The sequence below is a fragment of the Anaerotruncus sp. G3(2012) genome, from assembly GCF_000403395.2.
Lineage (GTDB): Bacteria > Bacillota > Clostridia > Oscillospirales > Ruminococcaceae > Anaerotruncus.
Genome location: NZ_KE159657.1, coordinates 1 through 21576 on the forward strand (window position 1 = coordinate 1; position 21576 = coordinate 21576).

A 21576-nucleotide genomic window follows, 5' to 3' on the forward strand; every position below is an offset into this window, starting at 1 on the left:
GCCTTATACTCAGCATTCCAAAATGTTAATCATTTTAAAGAATGCTGAGAAATAAGGCACTTTACTACTAAAAGATGAGCATTATTCGTTAGCGCAATCCACAAATCCTTGCCATTTCATCTTCACTGCCCTCCCACATTGCCGCTTCATCAGGTATGGGTGTTGGAACAGATTCCATTGCTCCCCGAAGCTGTTCAACAGACTGCTTTGCATAGTAGTTTTTGGTTGTATCAGTCCTGGCATGTCCTAACACTGTAGAGACAAGTTCAATGGCGATCCCATCCTGGTAAAGATTTGTGGCCCTGGTCCGCCGGAACATGTGGCAATGGACTGAATCTGGAATGCTGATCCCTGCCTCGCTTACCAGGGCTGCATATTTTTTTATAATCCTCTGGACATTTCCAACGGACATCCTGTCTGCCACACCTTTTATCGTTGTGGAAAATAAGTAGGCTTCTTTAGAAGAATTGCTGTGATATACACGCATATACTCCTTAAGGTGTCCAGCCGCTTTAGCTGTCAATTGTATGGTTCTCTCTTTGTTGCCTTTGCCTGTTATGAAAATATTGGGATATTTTGATTCCATTGCAACATCACATAAGCGGATGTTGAGCAGCTCACTGACTCTTACAGCTGTATCGTAGAGGAGAATCAAAATAGCACGGTCCCGTACACCAAACTTCGTATCCGGCGGTGCGGACAGTATTGCGGCAAGTGCATCCTCGGACAGAACAGGCTTTTCCTTTTTTATGGTTTTGCAGGGTGATATCTGGCTGACTGCCAGAGCAACCGACTGGATGGATATGTCCATATCCGAGGCATAGTTCAGATAGGCGCGGATAGCCGCGACTCTTACATTTACAGTTGATGGCTGGCTGCCATTTGCAAGCAGATACTCTCTAAAGTTATAAATACATTCTTTGGTACAGTCGGAAAACTGAAAGGTGCTTATGGACTTACCTAATTCACCTACAAGATAGTTTTTAAATATTGTAAGGGAATCCCTATAGGATTCTGCTGTAGCCTGACTGCGTCCGGCCTGCTTTACCAAATAGACATTTAGAAAGTTCCATGTCTGGGAAAAGAACAGCTGGCCAGACCGTATCTTTTCTGGTTTATTCTTCATAGGGAACCACCTCCGGAATAACCTTTCCCGACACTGTATCTTTCTCCCGGATAGTATCAAATGCCTTTTCTACAAGATGATAGTAATAATACGTTTCATCAGGGCTTTTATGTCCAAGGTATCTGCTTAAATATGGGAGCATAGTGTTTGTATCAATTCCCTGGTGCATCCACTCATTAAACCTCTCCACTACAAAAGCGTGGCGTAAACAGTGGGGCGTCGGGTGTTTAGCAAGTGTCCCGGCAGCTGGAAGCATAGCCCAATGACGGTTAAAACTTGACTCTACTCCGGAACACGAAACAGGCTTATGCGGGTCTTTTCCTGGAAAAGCCCAGTCAATTCCGGGGAAAAGCTTTTCCTGGCATTCTTTATAGCTTTTAAGTACTGGAAGGCTGTCCTGCGGAAGGTATACAAGACGGTCTTTGCTGCCTTTTGAGCCAAGGATAGTAAGGATCCCTTTTTCCAGGTCTATATGTTCCCACTTTAGCAGCCGCCCTTCTGACAGACGCAGCCCACAGCAAAAATACAGGAGAAAAAGAATCTTGCACTCCCTGTCGAGCCTTAGCTGCTCTGAATTATGGGATGTGCGGATATCCATTTTCCGCAGCAGCTCCTTAACCTCATCTTTTGACGGGATGTAAAGGGCCGGGCGGTAAGCCTTGCAGAAAAAATTAGGGATGTATGCTTCCTGGCCGAGGGAAAGGATATATTCACCCAGCACTTTCACGACCGACATACGGCGGTTGTGATAGGCATCTCCTTCGCAAGGTCTGGCTTCGGACCATTTGGCTGCCATTTCATAAGTAACTGTTGTCAGTTCCGGATAATTCTGTACGCAAAAAGTATCAAAGCGTTTTAACAGCTTTTCTTCGGCATGATAGGCATATCCATCAGCCCGTTTTTGTTGTATAAGCCCTTCGATATGATGTGCCAGGCCGCTCTCAAAAATGTATGTCATGATAAGACACCTCCAAATTCCAGAGGGCAGAGCCTCATTTTATCTTCGTCACGTTCGAGGTATACCTCAGCAGTTTCCTGACGTGCATGCCCAAGGGCATTAGAAATATCATCAAGCCTGTTGCCTGCCCGGAGCATTCTTGTGGCAAATGTCTTCCGTGTCATATGGAAGCCCTGGCCGGCAGACAGTTCAAAACCATATTCGGCAAGTATTCTTTTTAAAGCCCCGCGGCATGCCGTTGTAACTTTAAGCGGGATATATGGCGCCTGATGGCGGATAAATATATATCCGTTACCTGCGGCAGCCGATTCCGGACGCCCATCCATGATGTATTTATACACTGAATTACCTACGTCTGTCGGTACTGGAAGCGTGATTGCTTTTCTTGTTTTCTGCTGGATGAAGGAGACCGTTTTATTTTTCCAGTCGAAATCATTTACCTGGAGCTTTAGGATGTCTGCGCCCCTGATACCCATCCGGAGTCCGAGCATAACCATGGCTGTGTCCCTGAGTTCTATGGGGGTGGAGGCTTTCTCACGGTATTCATATATTTTCTTAACCATATCATCGCTCAGGACATCAACGATGCTGCGATGGGGAGCGCAGCCTGCGGATACCGCAAAAACAAGTGTTGGCAAAACCAGATCCTGGCCGGCCATGTACCGCAGAAGCTGGCGGAGTTTAGACCCATATGCATTTTTACTCTCCGGGGTCGAGTGGACATCCTGGTTATGGAATGCTTTCACCACATCCGGCGTTATGGACATTGGATGATCTATCCCGTTGTCTTCAAGATATTTGAAAAAACGGCATCCGGCAGATCTGCACATGGTAAGTGTATTATTGGCCATCCCATCCCGCTTGCGGCTCTCTATAAAACCATCAAGAATGGTTTTGCTCCATGACGGGAGTTGGTCGGACGCACGCTTTTGGCCTGCAGTTATGTTAGATTCCATTGTGCCCTGGAGATACTTCCCAAACATTCTGATCGTGTGTGAACGGCGGGCCGATATGGAATTGCCGGCTTTGGCCTGATCCGGACAATCCGGAAGCATATCTATCCATAGGGTTACAGTTTCTGGTGAATGTTCCAGACGGTTAAGTTCCAAAAACATAAAATACCAGGTGAAATCATTGCGGTAAACAGCTTTTGATGACTCCATGTATTTCCAATCATTCAGAGCGTCAAGATATTCTTCCGCTTTATGTTCAAGGGGTACACTGGGATGAAATGCGACGCCTGTTTTTGGAAGCCTCATACCCGGCAGTATTTCAGCGTTACCGCCAAAAAGAACCAGCTGATAACACTCCGGCACATCACCCCGGAGGTGAAGGTATTTCATAAGCGCCGTCATGGCGCATACGGCGTTCTGGCATCTGTCGGGAGAGCCACAGGATTTGCAGTAAGTATTCCAGTATTCGATAAGAGTATCTATGGTGACTGCTTCCGGCTCTGTAATTCCAAGGGAAGTCGCAAGCTTGAAAAACTCTTTTGTGGCAACGGAATACGTATGGTAATAGCTGGGATTCTGGTTGGACGCATAGTATTTCTCCAACTCATATGTCAGGCGGAAAAAGGATTCCGACATCCCGCTACGGCAGAAAAAACTGTCTTCTGAGCGGCAGAAAGGACTTTCGATATCTCCAAAGAGCAGGTAATGCTCAAGGCGGAACAGGGCGTTTCTATATTGGGAACACGCCTCGTAGGAAATTTCCAGTTTCTTAATCTCAAGCCAGTCCAGTGCGGCATCCATAGAAAAAGGAATGTCATTATCCATCAGGTACTTGAAAAATGTAGTGTAACAGGTTCTATGCATGTCTATATTTTTACATGCACTGTCAGGCTGCTTCATCATATTGAGAACGGATGAAACAGCATCTAAATAGTTTATTTGCATATCAAATGCGCTCCTTTCCGGATTCCCATCTGAGGGGAAAACCTAAGAATAGCGTATCTGATAATGCTCATCTTTTGTACAAGAAAGTGAGGATTTATGGGAAATAGTTTAAAAGATCAACATTATAAAAACATGGATATAAGGCCTGAAATGTTGATGTATCCATTTGAAGCCGAGAGCGTGGCCTACGCCGTCTGCCAGCACTACGGGCTGGACACGTCGGATTACTCGTTCGGCTATGTGGCCGGTTGGAGTTCCGGCAAGGAGCTGTCCGAGCTGAAAGCCTCCCTTGAAACCATCCGGGCCACGGCCAACGACCTGATTACCAAGATCGACGGCCACCTGGCCCAGCTTCAGCAGGAGCGGGAGGCCCAACAGGTGGAGGCCCCGTCCATCTGGAACGGGCTGGACGGGCTTATCAACGACAAGCCTTTCATGCCGGGGGCCACCCCGGAGCAGCAGGCCAACGCCCTGATCGACTTTGCCGAGCGCGACGGCCAGCGGTTGGGCAACGGGGAACGCCGCCTGATCGTGGATTATGCCAATGTTATCCGGGACTATCACAAGGTTGCTGACCTTATCAATGAGCTGTGCGAGGACGGCTTTGAGATACAGCACGGCCATGTGGACGCTTCGGTGCAAATGCGGGTGGAGCGTGAGATCGCGGAAGCGCCCCCAATTCTCCTTGACCCGGACGCCGAGCCGCTTGTGACGGTCATTTGGAGCGAGAGTACCGACCTGCGGGATGGGGAGCAGTTGCCCCTTTCCCAAGCGGATGTCGTTTTCAAAGCCCTGGACGACGCCATGCGGGATAAGCCGGGCTATGACAAGACCAAGTTCCGCATCGACTTCACCATGAACGGCAAGGCGGACAACTACGAGGGACGGCAGGACTTTGGCGACGGGGACGGTTCCCTGATCGAGCATATCCAAGGCTACCATGAGTATTACGCACAGGACGAAAGCTGGAAAAACCATGTGCTTCACCATGAGGGGCCGGAGGCATGGGAGGCGGACAAGGCCGAACGGGACATGATTTTGGGCGAGTTCGTCCCCTACCTGAAACTGCACTGTAACCTTTCAGCTATGGAACGGGAGGCCCAGCGGCCCTTACAGTCCGGGGAAACGCTGCCCCCGGAGCAGGTCGCCTATTTCAACGCCGTGTTGGACTATGTGAAAGAGTGCCGCCCGCTTCTCAATCAGGGACAGTATCAGCTGCCGGAGCCGCCCAGCCTGGCCGACTTCGACGTGGAATTGCAGGAATACAAGGTCCATGTCATGGATGAAATCCAGCGGGAAGCCGCCGCAGCCGGTATGACCGTGGAGGAATACGCCGCCAACGGCTACGAGCCAGCCATCCAGCCGGAAGCGGCGCAGGCCAACGATACGCCGGAGCAGACGGAGCCTGCTGCTCTGCCCACCGTGGAGCCGACGCCGGAGGGCATTTCCGCCGAGCTGTACGACCTGATGTGCGCCTATGACCCGGAATTTATGAAAGACTACGCCAACCGGGAAGATCAGATAGGTGGGACTATCCGGGAAATGCAGGCGGTTGGCCCCACGTCCTTTGAGCTGGTGATCGTGGGCATCCGGGACGACGAACAGGCCCCCGCCGCCCTCCGGGAACGTGCCGCCGCCCTGATGGACACCATCGACCGCTACAAGGAGCTGAACAACACCTTTTCCATCTATCAGGTACGGGGCGGGCCGGAAACACGGGATTTCCGCTTTGAGCCGTATTATCGCCTGCTGGCGACCGGGCGGACGGTTGACCCGGCGAATTATGACTTGGTGTATACCGCCCCGCTTCGGGACACCGACACGCTGGAAAGCATCTACCGCCAATTCAACACCGACCACCCGGCTGACTTCAAGGGACACAGCCTGTCCGTTTCCGATGTGGTGGTGCTTCGCCACGGCGACCGGCAGGAGGCCCATTTTTGCGATGATGTAGGCTTTCGGGAAGTGCCGGAGTTTTTCGCCCAGCAGGAACAACGGCTTACGCCGAACGCCCTTTTGACCGGGGAACGGGTACAAACACCGCGGGGCAGTTTCCGTATTACCGATATGACCCGTGAACAGATGGAAGCCGCCGGATATGGCTTACATCATCAATCGGAGGACGGCAAATATTTCATCATGGGTAATGGCACGGATGCTTATGCCGTTGCCTCCCAGCGGGAAAATCCCCTGCGTACCGCCGAGTTGTCCACCGAACAGAACGAGAACATGATCGACGGTGTTCTGAATAATGCCCCGTCCCCCGGTGAGGTGGAGGCCAAGGAGGAAGCCGGGGAGCCGGTTGCTGAACAGCCGCCGCAAACTGACGCCCCGGAACAGACGGCGGTTCACTATTACACCATCAACGAGGGAGCGGCCCGCCGCGCCAAGACAGCCAACAGTTTTGACGACTACCGGCCCGGAAGCGCCACGGCGGAGTACCGCAGTATGGTGGACAAGGCGGTTGAGATCGCCCAGCGGCAGAAGAAACGGGTTGACCCGGAGTTCCACGAAAAAATAGACCAGCTTCTTGACACCTACGCCCGCCTGCTGGCGCAGAACATGAACAAGGGTTACGAGATCGCCGCCCGCGTCCCCTCCGTGATGATTGCCGGGCCTGCCAATTTCCCCGTGAAGAAAAAGCAGAAGCAGAACGCCGCCGATGATAAGAATATGCGGGAATGGCAGGATATTCAGGGTTTGCTTGATAAAATCCGCAGCACCGGCATGGGCGGCATCAGCGCCGATGACCCCAACGCTATTGATAAACTGCAAGCCAAGCTGGAAAAGCTGGAAGCCACACAGGAAATGATGAAAGCGGTAAATGCCTACTACCGCAAGCACAAGACGTTGGAGGGCTGTCCCCACCTCTCCCAAAAGAGCATTGAGGCGTTCCAGTCCGACATGGCCGAGGGAGGCGGGGGAAGCCCCTTTTTGCCCTGGCAGTTGTCCAACAACAACGCCAACATCCGGCAGGTACGCAGCCGCATTGAGCAGTTGACCCGCCAGCGGGAAAATATTTATGTGGGCTGGGAGTTCGACGGCGGCACGGTGGAGATCAACCGGGAGGCCAACCGCCTGCAAGTTTTCTTCGAGGGCAAGCCTGACGAGGCCACCCGGAACATCTTGAAAGAAAACAGCTTCCGTTGGTCGCCCAAGGCCGGGGCATGGCAGCGGCAGTTGAATGACAACACCTTTTGGGTGGTTGACCGCATTTCGTTCCTGCGGCCCCTCTCCGGCGAGAAGCCCAGCGAATTGCAGGCCAAGGCCCGGAAAGCCCAGCAGGAAAAGCCCTCCATCCGGGCGCAGTTGAAAGCGGCCAAGGACGGCCAGCAGCCGAAAGCCCCCACCAAGGATAAATCACAGGATTTGGAGGTGTGACGATTGCGAAAATATGAGGATGTGGACATCATCGCCTCCCTGGGGGCGGTGATGGAGCTGAACACCGAGCATTACAAGAGCGATTTCAGCTATGACATTAAAATGTTCATGGAGGCGGCGCGGCATCCCACCGAGGAAAACACCCATCTGCTGTGGCTGTCCCGCCGCTGTGGAACCGAGTGCTTCCGGGAGCGTGACACCTATCTGAAAGAGAGCCAGGCAAGCCACACCTGGGCGTTCCACGCCACCACGGGGGACAGCATTTTGGCCTACGCCGTGGAGATCACCGGCCTGCGGGACGGCAAGGTGATGGGAAACCTCTATGAGCTGGACTATCGCCAGCACGCCGCCAAGCTGGGGCAGCAGGCGCTTCCCATTCAGGAAGTCAGTCTGAAATTTGAGGACGGAACCGAGGGCCGTTATCCCTATGAGCAGTACAATCACGGCATCTATGGGATGGTTTCGGAGCATGGCAAGGTGGTAAGCAAACACTATGAGCCGGAGAGCGAAGACGCCTTGCGGGGTTTGCTGACCGCCGCCCGCCAAGGCAGGCAGAAAAACCGTGCGGCCACGTTCAAGATCAAGATCGGCCGCAAGCCCTCTATCCGAAAACAGCTTGCCGAGGCCAAGAGCGCCGCCGCCTCGAAAAAGGCCCCAACCAAAACGAAAAATCAGGAATTGGAGGTAGGATGATGGTACATTTCACCGTTGAGGAAGAAAACCTGGTCTGCGTCTACTACAAGGCCGACCGGCGCAGGACGATGGGCCGCATGACCGCCGCCCTCCCCGACATGGACAGGGATATGCAGGCGTTGGCCCGGCAGACGATCAGGAAACTGGAGGCCATGACGGACGCCGACTTTGAGGATATGCGCTTCCTCTTTACGGACGAGTAACAGGGAACCGGCGCGGCAGGTTAGGCGCAGACAGGCAGCAGAATGGGTAATACGACCTGCGGAAAAGGTGCAGACGCGGAGCGGATGCACCTTTTCCGCAGGTGCCGCAAGCGGCCCGCCCGCAGGCGGGGCGCTTGCGTAAACGGTAGACGCTGGGGCCTCATTTGACGCACCTGTTTTAATAAATTAACCATTGACTTTGACAACCCTCCATGCTAAAATATTGTTGCTTGTCAGAGGACTTGCAATCAAATAAGATTGTTTAAGTGGGATAAAGCCATTGGGGTTTTATCCCACTTTTCTTTTGAAGCGGGATAGAGCTGAAACGCTTTATCCCGCTTGTATTATGGGGGTAACTGTATGAATACAAAATTGAAATCACTGTTGGGCTATATTTTTCCGGCATTGGGCGGCTTATTTGTAACTTACCTTTACAACGTTGTTGACGGTATCTTTGTTGGACAGGGTGTTGGCCCTGCTGCGTTGGGCGCAGTCAATATTGGTGTTCCATTTATAACTTTTGTTGTGGCTATTGCCGCCATGTTTCCTATGGGGGGCGCAACAGTTGTTGCAATTAGAATAGGACGCGAGGATAAGGATGGAGCAAATTGCGCTTTTATGACGGCACTTTCCTTAACGCTATTGTTATCTGTAATACTTACAATCATTGGGATGCTCTTTTCACAGCAAATTGTTGATTTAAGCGGTGCAAGTAGATTAAGTACAGAAATGCGAAAAATGTCCACAGATTATTTGTTTTATTATTCTGCATTTTCTGTTCCTATGCTTATGAGTACCTGCCTTTCTGTTTTTGTGAGAAATGACGGGTCGCCGACCCTTTCCTTTGTGGGAATGTGTGTAGGAGCAGCAGCAAATATCTTTATGGATTGGCTTTTTATTTTTCCACTTAATATGGGCGTGATTGGCGCAGCGATTGCATCTGGTTTAGGGCAAGTATTTTCACTCATTGTCTTGCTCTCACATTTCATAAGGAAAAAAGGAGAATTACGGATTAAGTTGTTCAAAGTTGATTTTTCACTTGTAAGAAAAATTAGCAAGCGTGGTGTGCCAGAAGCAGTTACACAACTGACAACTCCTGTTACTGCGCTTTGCTATAATCTTGTATTAGCAAGAATGATTGGAGATATTGGTATATCAACCTTTAGCGTTTTAAGTTTTATATACTCTCTTGCAAATGCAATTCTGTCTGGTGTGGCTCAAGGATTACAGCCCCTTTGGGGACATTGCTACGGTAAACGCGACACAGAGGAAATGGGATGGTATTTCCGCTGTGGAATTATCATTAACAGTATTTTGTCAATTCTAATTTATGGGCTATTATTTTTATTTGATGAACCTGTGATTTGCATTTTCAATCGGGATACCGAACTTGTCCAGACTGCCTCGGCAGCTTTACCAATTTTTAGTCTATCCTTTATACCAATGGCATTGAATTTGATTTATACAGCGTACTTATTCTCTACAAAGAGAACAGAAGCGGCAGATATAATCGCAATAAGCCGAGGTATTGTGATGAAAGCGCTTGCAATCTTCTGTGTTCCTATGATTTGGGGAAGTAACGCTATTTGGATTGCGCCTTTTATTGCGGAAATTGTAACACTTGTTTTTGCCGTTGGATTAAATAAAACAGCAAAATTAGTTTATGACTAAATATATGTAAAACGCAGGACGTGGAGCCGGTAGAGTGGCCCCGCGTCCTGCCTTATTTTTTTGCCTGTTTTCTACGCATTTAGACCGCCGTTTCAGCGGGTATTTGATAAATCATTCAGCCACCCCGCCGACCGGCCCCCGGAAGCCCTGAAAACAGCGGGTTTTTACCCCTCTAAATGCGTAGGACGATGGTATCTTTTCCTCTGCCGCTCTGCCTCCTTGCGGCGGCGCATTTTCTTGGCGCAGGCGGGACAGTATTTCGCCCGATTGGACTTCGGCGTGAAGCTGGCCCCGCACTCACAGCACAGCTTCAGGTGATCGTGGCCCTTTGTGATCTCGGCGCACAGAACAGCGTCCAGCGGAAGGACAGCCGCCCGGAACCAGCGGCACAGCAGGGAGTAGGAAATGCTCTGAACGCAGATACATTCCTCCCCGTCGTCCAGCAGGAGGCAGTTGCCGCCCACGTTGTTGCAGCACTCCCGCGTCAGCCTCCGGGCCTTGCGGTACTGCGGATAGTTCATCTTCGGTATGCTCACAACTCTTGCTTCCTTTCCTGTTGCCGGGGCGTCACCCGCAAAATCCCGTCTACATTCTGCTTGATGATGCCGTACTCTTTCAGCTCCTTTTTCACTTCGCCGTACTTGGAGTACAGCCGTTCCTTTTCCTCCGACAGCCGGGCATACTCCGCTTTCAGCGCGGCCAGATCAGGCAGCTTTGTCACGCCGCCCTCCCGCAAGGCACGGCCCGCCGCCTCGTACAGTATCAGGGCGCTTTCATGCTCCTGCCGGAACCGGGCCTTGTCCGCCGCCCGGCGATACTCCACCGCCACGGGCCGGGTCTGCTTGTAGGTGGTGACATTCTTTATCAGCACGGCCATTTCTCCCAAACGCCGCTCCGCCGTTTTCAGCGCGGCGGCGGCTTCCTCGCTGGCGGCGCTGATCTCCGCCACCCGGCTTTCCAGATCGGGATAGGCGTCGATGCCATGCTCCGTCAGGAAGTTCATGGTCTTTGCCGCCTGCTGTAAGTTGTGTATCTTGGCCCACCGCACATAGCCCGCCGATTGCTGGGCCTTGATGCTGTTCTCAATGTCGATACGCAGGGAGATACCCTTGCGGACTTTCGGCTTCCGGGTGGCGATGAACCGGCCCTGGATGCGCTCGGTGATGGCTTCCTCGGTGTAGGCTTCGCCCAGTGTCTTGCACCTGGTAAACCGCTCCTGACCGGGGGCGCGGAACGACATGAATTTCCCCCGCTTGATTTCATAGCCCTGCCTCTCCATGAGCCGCAGAAAATCGTCAAAATCCTTTGCCTGGGGGATAGCGGCGTCGATGGCGATTTTCAGCTTTGCTTTCCAGCTCCGGCCCCGCCGCTGGGCGTCCCACTCGGCATAGGACTGGCCCCTGTCCCGGCCCGGCTTCACCACGGATAGCCCCTGCTCCCGGCACAGCCGGTCGCTGGTGCGCCGGATAAAAGAATAGCTTTGCTTGTTGGAAATGTACTTCCGGCAGTTCACCATATCCACGGCGCAGAAAATGATGTGATTATGGACATGGCCCTTGTCGATGTGGGTCGTCAGCACATAGGGATATTTCCCCTGCAAAACCTCGTCGGCCAGCCGCCGCCCAATCTCATGGGCCTGCTCCGGCGTGGCCTCGCTGGGGGCAAAGGACTGTATCAGGTGGTGGCCCAAGTTGTTCCCTTTCTGCATCGCCTGGGCCAGCAGCATTTCAAATTCGATGTCCGCCGTTTCATAGGAACAGCCAAAGGAGGACACCAGCATTTTCCCGTCTGTCTTGTCCGGGTTCTCGATGTAGTCAAGAGCCTTTTTCAGCGTTGACTTGATAGGATGTATCTTTGTAACCGCCATATCTCCGCCAGCGCCCCCTTGATGTCCTCCATGTCCTGTGCGTACACTGTGCCGGTGCTGTTCACCCTGCGGGCGATCTGATTGACATTGACGCCGATTTTCTGTATCTCCGCCGTCTGCGCCCGGATGTCGCTGGTGTCCACGTTGACGATATAGCCGTCAATCAGTATCTTCCGGGCATAGGCCGAAAAATTGGCCGTATGGAGCAGGGCCATTTTCTGCTGTATCAACGCCTGTTCCTCCGCCGTCACCGGGACACGCAGCACGATCTTCCGCTTCCTGTTCGCCATGCGTCACCTCCGTTCTGCATAAGGGTTTGGGATTATCCCAACAAGCGAAAACGGACACGGCCCGGCAGGGGCCGGGGCGGGCCGTTTTCCGGGAGTGTGGCTACACTCCCTATGCTTGCTACGTTACCCCTCCCCTCGTTCCGCTTCCCCCGTCCTCCGTACTAACAAGACACCTGGGAGAAGCAAAAATGCCCACCAAAGGCAGGCATTTTCGGGAAAAGAGCGCAAAAAATAGAGGCCGCTTCGCTCTCGCAAAACGACCTCTATTCTTCCAGTTTGATTGCTCCGTCAATGGTAGCCTCGACGATGGGCAGATACTTTTCCGGGCATAGCTGTAACTTGTGGCTGACACGCTGACGTTGGGCGCTGTCCTCTCCGATAAGATCAGGGCTGAAATAGCGTTCTATCGGCAGGCGGCAAATCCGTACCAACCGCAGCATGACAGGGATGCTCGGAATAGTAGGCTTCAATTCGATTTCCGAAAGATACCGTGGGTCAACATACACCTGCTCTGCCAGCGCCTTGATCGTAAGCCCCAACGCCTCCCTTGCGGCCCGCACATCCTCGCCAAAGGTTTCAAATCCGGGACAATCCTCAACTTTCGCCATATCACATCACCCTATGACAGTATATAGTTCATATTATGCCTTTGGGAATGATGTGATATGCGTCTACTTACGGTTTATAGTTCATACAGAGCGAGGATTATCCAATTATTCAAGCCCATTTTCTATATTTGATTGCTGCAACTCAAAGGAGCGCCTTGTAATTTGTATAAACTGTTTCAAAACTCCGTCGCCGGGATACGGTTTATAAAACATACCAAATGCCAGCTTGGGCGCACCCTCAATAGGAATTGATACCACCTGTGCTTCCTGCGGTACTACAAGTTCAGGTAAAATAGCAATACCAAAACCAGCAGAAGCCAAAACAATAGCAGCCTCTATCGTACCGCAGAAATGTATATCTGCCGGATTTCGCCCCTCTGCCAACTGCCATTGAAGTTTTGTAAGGTCGGGAGCAAGATAGACCGGGTCGCAGAAAATCAGATTTTCTTCGGCAAGTTCCTGTATTGCAATACTTTCACGCTGGGCTAAAATATGACGCATTGAGCAGACACAAACAAGGGGACTTTTATATAATTCACGGAATGTCACCCGTTCTTTGTTTTCTTCGCTTCCTTGTATATCGAAAAGCACATCTGCTGTTCCAGCATCAAGTAATTGAAATAGCTGTTCATGGGGAACAACATAAAGACGAGGGTGCAGGTTAGGGCGATCAACAGCGAGTTTAGTTAAAATATCCGTCAACATAATAATCTGCATAAAGCTACTGCATCCAATACCGAGTGTTTCTATGGGCCGTCGGTCTGGATTACTGAAACGGAGCTTTGCTCGTTCTGATAGAGCAACAATATTCTTTGCATCACCCAAAAAGACTTCTCCCTCTGGCGTAAGTTCGACCCTACGGGTAGAGCGATTGAACAGCTTTGCATTCAATTCTTTTTCCAGCATTTTGATTTGATTTGTAATGGCAGGTTGTGAAATATTCATTTGTTTTGCCGCCCGTGCAAAGTTCAAAGTATGTGCAACCGCTAAAAAACAGTTGAGTTGAAAGGTGTTCATCATTTCCTCCGACTTTGTTATGAGATTTGATAATTCTTCTTTATCAATTATATCAAATGGCATCTTTTTTTGCAACCCGGTACAAGCCATGTAAAAGATGTTCAACGTATGCGTCCTATTGATAAAGAAACTTTATTATATATAATAAAGTTAAAATAGTAAATTAGCACTCATCCGTTGACTGTGCTAATTCAAACAACTATAATAAAACCGTTAGAACTCCCGCTGAATGCGGGGAACAGACGACAGGAGGAATGCAAAATGTCTTATGAAGCGGCAGTAAAAAACCCGCTTGGTACGGAACCTGTGGAGAAACTTATAGCCCGGTTTGCAATACCGAGTATTATCTCCATTGTAATCAATTCTCTTTACAACATGGTAGACCAGATTTTCATTGGACAGGAAGTCGGTTATTTGGGGAATGCTGCCACCAATATCATTATGCCCCTTACAATTTTATTGGCGGCACTTGGTATGTTGATTGGTGACGGCGCAGCGGCCTACATGAGCCTGAACCTGGGCAAAGACCGGCGCGAGGATGCAGCCCACGGTATCGGAAATGCAATTACACTGACGGTTGGAACCAGCGTAGTTTTGATGATCCTCTTTGAAATTTTCCTGGAACCATTGTGTCACCTGTTCGGAGCTACCGACACTAATCTGCCCTATGCACTGGATTATGGAAGAATTATTGTCCTGGGTTTCCCCTTTGCCATGATCGACGGTACTTTTGGGAGCATCATCCGAGCGGACGGACGGCCCAAGTCAAGTATGGTGGGCCTTTTGATTGGCTGTATCACGAATTTAATCCTTGACCCGGTTTTTATTTTTGTCTTTCAATGGGGCGTCAAAGGTGCCGCTTTCGCTACAATTATCGGCCAAATCCTGAACGCAGTTTATTTCATTTACTGTATGCTGCGCTTCCAGACTATTGACATCAAAAAGGAAAACTTAATCCCAAAATGGCGCATCGTAAAGCGTGTACTGCCCCTTGGAGCATCCAGTTTTATTACCCAGGTAGCTGCCGTTTTTGTAGTAGCGGTAATCAATAATGCTCTGGTGAAATATGGGGCTTTGTCCAAGTATGGGGCCGATATTCCATTGGCGGCGCTGGGTATTACTATGAAAGTAAGCCAACTGGTAACTGGCATTGCCCTCGGTATCGCTTCCGGCATCCAGCCGATCTTTGGCTTCAACTATGGCAGCGGCCAATATGACCGTGTGAAAAAGACTTATAAGATAGCACTGACAAGCAGTACACTAATCCTGATTGTGGCTTTCTTCATTTTCCAATTCTGTCCAAACTATATCATCAACCTGTTTGGGCAGGAGTCCGAGCTTTACATGGAGTTCGCGGTGAAGTGCTTCCGCATCTACCTGTTGGCCTGCTTCTTGATTGGCGTTAGTGCCGTGACAGGAATTTTCTTCCAAGCCATTGGCAAGCCTATACCTGCTACGTTGCTCTCTCTGTCCCGGCAGGTCATTTTCCTAATCCCTGCTGTACTGGCTTTTGGATATTTTATGGGCGTTGAAGGTGTCCTTTGGGCTGGCCCCTTTGCGGATGGATTAGCAGGTATTGTTGCAATTATCACAATCGGTACTCGTTGGAACAAAATATTTCGGAAAGAGGGTGCAGACAAATGAAAAAATGTATCATTACCATAGGCCGACAATGCGGCAGCGGCGGACATACCATTGGAAAGGCCGTTGCTGAACAGTTGGGTGTCCCTTTTTATGACAAAAAGCTGGTTCAAATTGTAGCAGAGAGAAGTGGATTGTCTGCTGAAACCGTAAAACGAGAAGGGGAATACTCCTCTACCAGTCTGTTCAACAGTGTTTCAACACGCGGATACTCCGCGTATAATGCGAGCCAACGGCATGATATGGTCTTACCCGATCAAATCAATGCCTATCAAACAGAATTGATTAAGGAATTAGCTGAAAAAGGTTCCTGTGTGATTGTAGGGCGGTGCGCCGATTATATTTTACAAGATCGGCATGATTGCTTACACATTTTCATTAGTGGCGCATTAACAGATCGTATCAGCCGTGTTATCGCAGAACATGGGATTGCTCCTGCTACCGCTGAAAGCCATGTAAAAAGCCGGGATAAAAAGCGTGGGGATTATTACAAACACATCACAGATCACAAATGGGGTTTGGCGGAAAACTACGATCTTTGCCTAAACAGCAGTAAGTTGGGAATTGATCGTTGTGTAGAAATTATTTGCAATTATTGCAAATCTCAATAAGTCTAATGGGCTGGCACAGGAAAACCAACCTGTGTCAGCCAGTCATTTAAGGTGAAGCCCTTGTGTTTGACATATTAGTTTATTAGCATGACACAAATATAAAAGCAAACTGCCCCTCAACGGGGAAAGAAAAAAACCGTTGATTGGAGCAGGCCATTTCATACGCCTTTTTACACGATGGACAGTCCAAGCGGCGGTTTTCAAAAATGAAAGCCGCCGTTCCTTTTATCTCCATAGAGAGCGACGCGGTAACGCTGACAGATACGGCGGCTGACAGGAGGCAGCCGCTATGAGGCGCATACCCATTCGACAAAATCTGACGAGGCTTGACCCATCAAAAAAAGCCCGTCCACCGCCTTGGGACACTCCGGCCATGAACATGAACTATACACAGCTATAAAGTGCAATTTTATTCCAGCTCTCCGCCCGGTAGGTCTGCGACCTGCTGGGCGATTTTTGTCGTTTCCTACGGTCTGCGCCGATCAGGAAAAATTATTTTCGCAAAGGGGGCTTTTAGCGGGTAGCAGACGGCGTTGCCGGTGTCATGTTAGCGGAAAGGGAGAGAACCACCACCATCCCCGAGGAAAGGGGGTGAGAAGATGGATGCTATCCCCCGCAGCTATGACGAGTGCCGGTTTGACGCCTTTTGCAAGTCGGTACTGCGGAACGAGGCCCATAACTACCGGCGCGGCTTAAAGCGCCAGCGTGACCGGCAGGTGTCGATCAGCGCCTTGTCGCAGGCAGATATGGACAAGCTCTCTACGGTAGATCACTACCCCAGCGACAGTTATATTTTTTCGTCGCATGGGTATGACCTGCATATCAACAACGAGCTTGTGGCCGATGCCTTTGCCAGCCTGTCCGCACAGACGCAAAGCATTTTGATTTTGCGGTTCGTGCTGGATTTGGGCGACGCCGAGATCGGCAGCCTTGTGGGTATGTCCCGCAGCGCCGTCCAGCGGCACAGGAAGAAAACGCTGGATGAACTGCGGAACAAATTGACGGCGTTGATGCCAAAGGGAGGTTGAGCGCGGATGATGAACCCCAGCTACAAGGGCCGGACGCTTCTCCCCATGCCGGTGATCGAAGCCGCCCGCGCCGGGGATGCCGAAGCCGTGGAGCAGGTCTTGCGGTACTACGAGGGCTACATAAACAAGCTCTGCACCCGGACGCTGTATGACGAATACGGCAACCCCTATGTCTGCCTGGACGAGTGGATGAAGCACCACTTGGAAAACAAGCTCATTCAGGCTATCGTCGGTTTAGGCTGACGGCAACCGGCCCGGCAGAGCAGGCGGAACACCTTACCCTTTCCATGTTCCCCCGCCTCCGGCCCGGCGCTGCACCTTGACAAAGAAAGCCCGCAAGATAACGGCGGCGCAGCATAGGGCAACGGACACATTCTGTATGCGCCGCGTCGGTGGGTGCGCCATGACCCCGCATCCTGCGGGAGAGCGAGAACCGCCTACACCGAAAGCCGGCAGCTTATAATCAGCGGCGCATACGCTAACGATACTCCCTTACAGCCACAGTCCGAGCGTTCAAAGCGTCGCAGGCAATGGGTAGGGCCGCGTGAGAACCACGCGGGGGTGAAAGTCCCGTGGTGCTGGTCGCCGCCAGCCGTCCGATTTATGCCCCTTTTCAGCATGAACCTTTTGTTTCGTGAAAGGGGAAAATCTTGAAAAACAGCAACTTGATTAGGTACAGTATGCAGCTTTCCTTTTTGAAACAGCTGCTTGACAAGAAGCTGATAACCGACAAGGAGTATTCCCTTATCAAAAATCGCCTTATGAAAGATTACAAGATAGTTTCAAATTTAATGTCTTGATTTGCCGTCCTGTATGTGTTATAATAAACACTATAATAGGAACACAAAAGGAGGGCTATATATGAGCGGCGTTGAAATCATCAAAGCACGGAACACATTATCCCCACGGGCGCGGACGAACTTTGCAAAACGGCTCCGCGTGGCGGCATACTGCCGTGTCAGCACAGACAGCGAAGATCAATTGAACAGCTACAAGTCACAGGTCGCATATTACACAGAACTTATCAAAGGAAACTCCGATTGGACTTTGGCTGGCATCTATGCAGACGAGGCGATTACCGGCACACAGGTAACAAAGCGTGAGGACTTCCAGCGGTTAATCAATGACTGTATGAACGGCGACATTGACATGATCGTCACCAAGTCTATTTCGAGGTTTGCGAGGAATACGCTGGACACACTGAAATATGTCCGTATGCTTAAAGAGAAGGGCATTGCGGTTTTCTTTGAGGAAGAAAACATCAATACCCTTACGATGGATGGCGAATTGCTTCTTGTCATTCTAAGCTCTGTGGCACAGCAGGAAGTAGAAAACATTTCCGCTAACGTCAAAAAGGGTCTGAAAATGAAGATGCAGCGTGGTGAGTTGGTCGGCTTCCAAGGTTGCCTGGGCTATGACTACCACCCGGAGGACAAGACAATCACTGTCAATGAGGAAGAAGCGGAGATCGTGCGCTATATTTTCCGCCGCTATATTGAGGGGGCCGGTGGCTCCGTCATCGCACAGGAACTTCAAAACCTGGGCTATAAGACCAAGCGAGGCAGTACAACATGGGCTGAAACTACTGTGATTGGCATTATCAAGAACGAGAAATACAAGGGCGATATTTTGATGGGAAAAACCTTTACCCTTGACCCTATATCCAAGCGCCGCCTGGACAATTTCGGAGAGGAAGATCAGTTTTATATCCGAGATCACCATGAACCTATCATATCCGAAGAAGTCTTTGAAAAAGCGCAGGAAATTTTAAGGCGTCGTGCCAAGCCAAGGCGGTTAAATTCAGACGGCAAGCGCGAAAAATTTAGCCGCAAGTATGCATTTAGCTGTATGCTGGAATGTGGTTTTTGCGGCGGAACACTGACACGACGAAGCTGGCACAGCGGTTCACAGTACAATAAGGTTATCTGGCAATGTGTTACCAGCACCAAAAAGGGCAAGAAATTCTGCCCTGACAGCAAAGGAATAGCCGAGGAAACGATAGAGCAGGCATTTGTGGAGTCGTACAGGCTTCTTTGCCAGAACAACAAAGATGTTTTGGACGAGTTTATTGCCAGAACAGAAGAAACCTTGTCTGAAAACAATGCTGGCAAGCAGTTGGTAAAAATTGAAAAGGACATCCGGGCGCTGGAAGCAAAGCGGGCGAAGCTGGTCGATATGCGTTTGGAAGAAGTATTGGACAAAGAAACCTACGAAAGTAAATATCTTGATCTCACAAGCCAGATCGAGCAGCTTCAAGCCCAGCGCCGTGATTTGCAGGAGACGGCGGAAACCGAGAGCGCCATGAAAAAGCGTATTGCAGAGTTTAGAAAAACGCTGGAACAAAACAATGTACTTGAAGAATTTGATCGCTATATTTTTGAAAGCATAGTTGAAAAAGTGATCGTTGGGGGGTATGATGAAGAAGGCCGCAAAGACCCGGCCAAGCTGACATTCATTTACAAGACAGGTTTTCAAAGTCACATGGACGGAGCAAACTTTAAGCCGCCCCGCAAGAACAGCAAGGCCGCAAAGCAGGCTGTCGGTTTGTGTTCCCATCCTACTGACAAGGCAGATACAACATGTTCCCATCATAGTGACAACACATGTGGAGACGGTGGTATTGATGTCAAGAGTTGAGAAATAGAAGTACAAAAAAGTGTAGAAAACAAGGGGTTTCCGGGAGTTGGGAATTGCCGACGGGTAATTCCGGCTCCCGAATTTTTTGCGTTTAGTAGTTCTTTGGAAACTGGTCTACGGCAAAAATTTGCGTAGGGTTGAGTTGACAGGCTGGATATTGGGTAGGTTGTGGAGATAGGATTTGTTATAGGAGGGTTGAGTTGACAAGCTGGACATTGTAAGGCATCACTATAAGATGAGCAGTGGGAGGAGATCGCCCCACTATATGCCGGGATGCGCAACTGCACGTGGAGCAAGAGGGAATTGACGGATGCTGTGCTGTATTTGGTAGATCCGGGGTGCAAATGGAGACAGTTGCACCATGATTTTCCGCCATATTCAACGGTACACAGTTTTTATCGCCGCGCCCGGATCAGCGGGCTGTGGGATAAAATTCTGGAACATCTTGTAAAAAAGATACGAATAAATGCCGGACGCAAGGAGAGCCCAAGCTACGCGATCATTGATTCCCAGAGTGTAAAAACAGTAGCAGACAGCAAAGATTGCGGAATTGACGGAGGGAAAAAACAAAAGGCGGAAAGCGGCACATTGTAGTGGATGTGCTGGGCTGTTTGTTGTCTATTGTGGTTCATGCTGCCAATATTCATGACACAAAAAGTAGAATATCTACCGCCAAATGAGCGCATGAACGGTATCCATCTATTCAGAAGTTCTGCGCAGACGCCGGATATCGGGGCACCTTCGTTTCTGATTTGAAGGACCAGCTTGACCTTAATGTCGATATTTCAGAGAAAATCAAGCCCCACCAATGGGAAAGACTCCCTTGGCGCTGGATAGTTGAACGCACCCTCTCCTGGCTCAATCATTCCAGACGTCTCAGTAAAGATTATGAGATATCCGTCTCATCTGCTGAGACTATCGTCAAAATTTCTCATTTCCATACCTTGCTTAAACGCTTATGAATACAGCTTCTCAAAACCGCCGTTCTCCTTGCACCGCAAGCCAATCAACAACGGTTTCGTTGTGATGGCTCTGCGACTGTGCGTCTGGCTCTTTTCAATATTTACTTAAATTGATCCACATTTCACTTTTCCGCAAAAAACTTGGTTTTTTACAGAGAATCTGCTATAATATAATACCGATTGAATCGGTTGCCTGTGGCTGATTCACATGCAAAATTCCGGTAATCTATGGAGAAAGAGGAATCTGGATTTGGAAATTGGAATCATCGGGTTAGGCAGAGACGGGAAGATCGTGCTCCGGCATCTGCTGCAAAAGACGGTCGAAGACCTCGCAGTTTACGATCCGGATGGGCGGACCACCAGACATCCGGTCCGGAATTACGGTACAGCGGCAGAACTATGCGACCATTGTGAAACCGTCATTCTTGCGCTCGAGACCGCTTCCGATCTAACCGCGCTTTGCAATGGGATCGCCCCTTATCTGCATCCGGGGCAGCTTTTCATCGACCTGACCCCGGCAAGCCCCGCACTTGCACACGCTGTCTCGAATGGGATGCGGCGGCATGGTGTGCGGTATATCGAATGCGGCATTTATGGCAGGGAAGGGTTGGAGCAGCCGTTCCTGCTGTTTGCAGGCGGGTCTGGGGAGGCATTTTCCGCTGCGCTGCCGCTTCTGCGGTGTTTCGCGCCCGACTGCCGTCATCTCGGCCCTGCTGGAAGGGGCAAGGCTGGACGATTGCTCTGCCGCGCGCTGGATGACAGCCTTCAGAAAGCAGTTGCTGAAATCGGGGATACGGCATCCATGCTCGGAATCGGCCGGGAGCGTTTTCTCGACTCGCTCGGCGGCTTTTCCGGGATTGCAGATCCGCTGGCAGCCTTAGGTGGAGGAAGCCCGGTGTTCCCTCGTGAGCTGCTCGCCGCAGATACCGATATGGTCAGCCAGATGCGCCAGCGGGCAGAAACCCTCAAGGACAATGAATAACCC

Annotated in this window: 19 protein-coding genes and 1 pseudogene; 12 read left to right on the plus strand and 8 right to left on the minus strand. The window is 50.5% G+C overall.

Features of this window, described 5'->3' with window-relative positions; all coding sequences use genetic code 11:
* Positions 1-88: 88 nt before the first annotated feature.
* The 3 genes from C814_RS06010 to C814_RS06020 are packed head-to-tail and all read right to left on the minus strand — an operon-like array spanning position 89 to position 3982.
* Complete coding sequence (locus C814_RS06010; protein ID WP_016314726.1) at positions 89-1126, minus strand: tyrosine-type recombinase/integrase; 1038 nt, start codon at positions 1124-1126, stop codon at positions 89-91.
* Entirely contained in the window at positions 1116-2084 is a 969-nt protein-coding gene (locus C814_RS06015) for a tyrosine-type recombinase/integrase (protein WP_004058800.1), read from the minus strand. Before C814_RS06015 ends, C814_RS06010 begins: the two co-directional genes overlap by 11 nt.
* Positions 2081-3982 carry a tyrosine-type recombinase/integrase gene (locus tag C814_RS06020; protein ID WP_016314727.1) on the minus strand — a complete coding sequence of 634 codons (1902 nt, stop codon included), beginning with the start codon at positions 3980-3982 and terminating at the stop codon, positions 2081-2083. Before C814_RS06020 ends, C814_RS06015 begins: the two co-directional genes overlap by 4 nt.
* A gap of 153 nt (positions 3983-4135) precedes the next feature.
* Between C814_RS06020 and C814_RS24430 the strand changes: the two genes are divergently transcribed.
* The 4 genes from C814_RS24430 (at position 4136) to C814_RS06040 (ending at position 9930) form a co-directional block, all read left to right on the plus strand.
* Positions 4136-7363 (plus strand): LPD25 domain-containing protein, encoded by a 3228-nt coding sequence (locus C814_RS24430; RefSeq protein ID WP_242828987.1) that lies wholly within the window; start codon positions 4136-4138, stop codon positions 7361-7363.
* Between the two features lie 3 nt (positions 7364-7366).
* The gene (locus C814_RS0103520) at positions 7367-8056 is read left to right on the plus strand and encodes a hypothetical protein (RefSeq protein WP_016314729.1); all 690 of its coding nucleotides are present in this window, start codon (positions 7367-7369) and stop codon (positions 8054-8056) included.
* Positions 8056-8259, plus strand: a complete 204-nt coding sequence (locus C814_RS06035) for a transposon-transfer assisting family protein (protein ID WP_016314730.1) — start codon at positions 8056-8058, stop codon at positions 8257-8259. Before C814_RS0103520 ends, C814_RS06035 begins: the two co-directional genes overlap by 1 nt.
* A gap of 360 nt (positions 8260-8619) precedes the next feature.
* Positions 8620-9930 carry an MATE family efflux transporter gene (locus tag C814_RS06040; RefSeq protein ID WP_016314731.1) on the plus strand — a complete coding sequence of 437 codons (1311 nt, stop codon included), beginning with the start codon at positions 8620-8622 and terminating at the stop codon, positions 9928-9930.
* Positions 9931-10094: 164 nt separating this feature from the next.
* On the opposite strand, the gene C814_RS06045 is transcribed toward C814_RS06040, so the two are convergent.
* The 5 genes from C814_RS06045 to C814_RS21965 all read right to left on the minus strand — a co-directional run bounded on the left by C814_RS06045 (position 10095) and on the right by C814_RS21965 (position 13817).
* Entirely contained in the window at positions 10095-10466 is a 372-nt protein-coding gene (locus C814_RS06045; protein WP_022788156.1) for a cysteine-rich VLP domain-containing protein, read from the minus strand.
* Entirely contained in the window at positions 10463-11797 is a 1335-nt protein-coding gene (locus C814_RS06050) for a relaxase/mobilization nuclease domain-containing protein (protein ID WP_016314733.1), read from the minus strand. The genes C814_RS06045 and C814_RS06050 overlap by 4 nt, the downstream gene beginning before the upstream one ends.
* Entirely contained in the window at positions 11758-12087 is a 330-nt protein-coding gene (gene mobC, locus C814_RS06055) for a plasmid mobilization protein (RefSeq protein ID WP_016314734.1), read from the minus strand. Before mobC ends, C814_RS06050 begins: the two co-directional genes overlap by 40 nt.
* A gap of 263 nt (positions 12088-12350) precedes the next feature.
* Positions 12351-12695: a helix-turn-helix transcriptional regulator gene (locus C814_RS06060; RefSeq protein ID WP_016314735.1), complete on the minus strand. Its 345-nt coding sequence runs from the start codon at positions 12693-12695 to the stop codon at positions 12351-12353.
* Between the two features lie 105 nt (positions 12696-12800).
* A complete protein-coding gene (locus C814_RS21965) occupies positions 12801-13817 on the minus strand; it encodes a LysR family transcriptional regulator (RefSeq protein ID WP_022788157.1) in 1017 nt (338 codons plus the stop codon).
* Between the two features lie 156 nt (positions 13818-13973).
* Between C814_RS21965 and C814_RS06065 the strand changes: the two genes are divergently transcribed.
* The 8 genes and pseudogenes from C814_RS06065 (at position 13974) to C814_RS06095 (ending at position 21573) form a co-directional block, all read left to right on the plus strand.
* Complete coding sequence (locus C814_RS06065) at positions 13974-15356, plus strand: MATE family efflux transporter (RefSeq protein ID WP_016314737.1); 1383 nt, start codon at positions 13974-13976, stop codon at positions 15354-15356.
* Entirely contained in the window at positions 15353-15964 is a 612-nt protein-coding gene (locus C814_RS06070) for a cytidylate kinase-like family protein (RefSeq protein WP_016314738.1), read from the plus strand. The genes C814_RS06065 and C814_RS06070 overlap by 4 nt, the downstream gene beginning before the upstream one ends.
* 599 nt (positions 15965-16563) lie before the next feature.
* Positions 16564-16992, plus strand: a complete 429-nt coding sequence (locus tag C814_RS06075; RefSeq protein ID WP_016314739.1) for a sigma-70 family RNA polymerase sigma factor — start codon at positions 16564-16566, stop codon at positions 16990-16992.
* Positions 16993-16998: 6 nt separating this feature from the next.
* On the plus strand, positions 16999-17235 hold the full coding sequence (locus C814_RS06080; RefSeq protein WP_016314740.1) for a helix-turn-helix domain-containing protein: 237 nt from the start codon (positions 16999-17001) through the stop codon (positions 17233-17235).
* Positions 17236-17657: 422 nt separating this feature from the next.
* Complete coding sequence (locus C814_RS24435) at positions 17658-17792, plus strand: SHOCT domain-containing protein (RefSeq protein ID WP_369750543.1); 135 nt, start codon at positions 17658-17660, stop codon at positions 17790-17792.
* A gap of 61 nt (positions 17793-17853) precedes the next feature.
* Positions 17854-19629: a recombinase family protein gene (locus C814_RS06085; protein WP_016314742.1), complete on the plus strand. Its 1776-nt coding sequence runs from the start codon at positions 17854-17856 to the stop codon at positions 19627-19629.
* Positions 19630-19875: 246 nt separating this feature from the next.
* Positions 19876-20223, plus strand: a pseudogene (locus tag C814_RS23345) (transposase); the annotation flags it as partial.
* A 618-nt stretch (positions 20224-20841) separates the two neighbouring features.
* Positions 20842-21573, plus strand: coding sequence for an NAD(P)-binding domain-containing protein (locus C814_RS06095; RefSeq protein WP_016314743.1), 732 nt, complete (start codon positions 20842-20844; stop codon positions 21571-21573).
* Positions 21574-21576 lie beyond the last annotated feature (3 nt).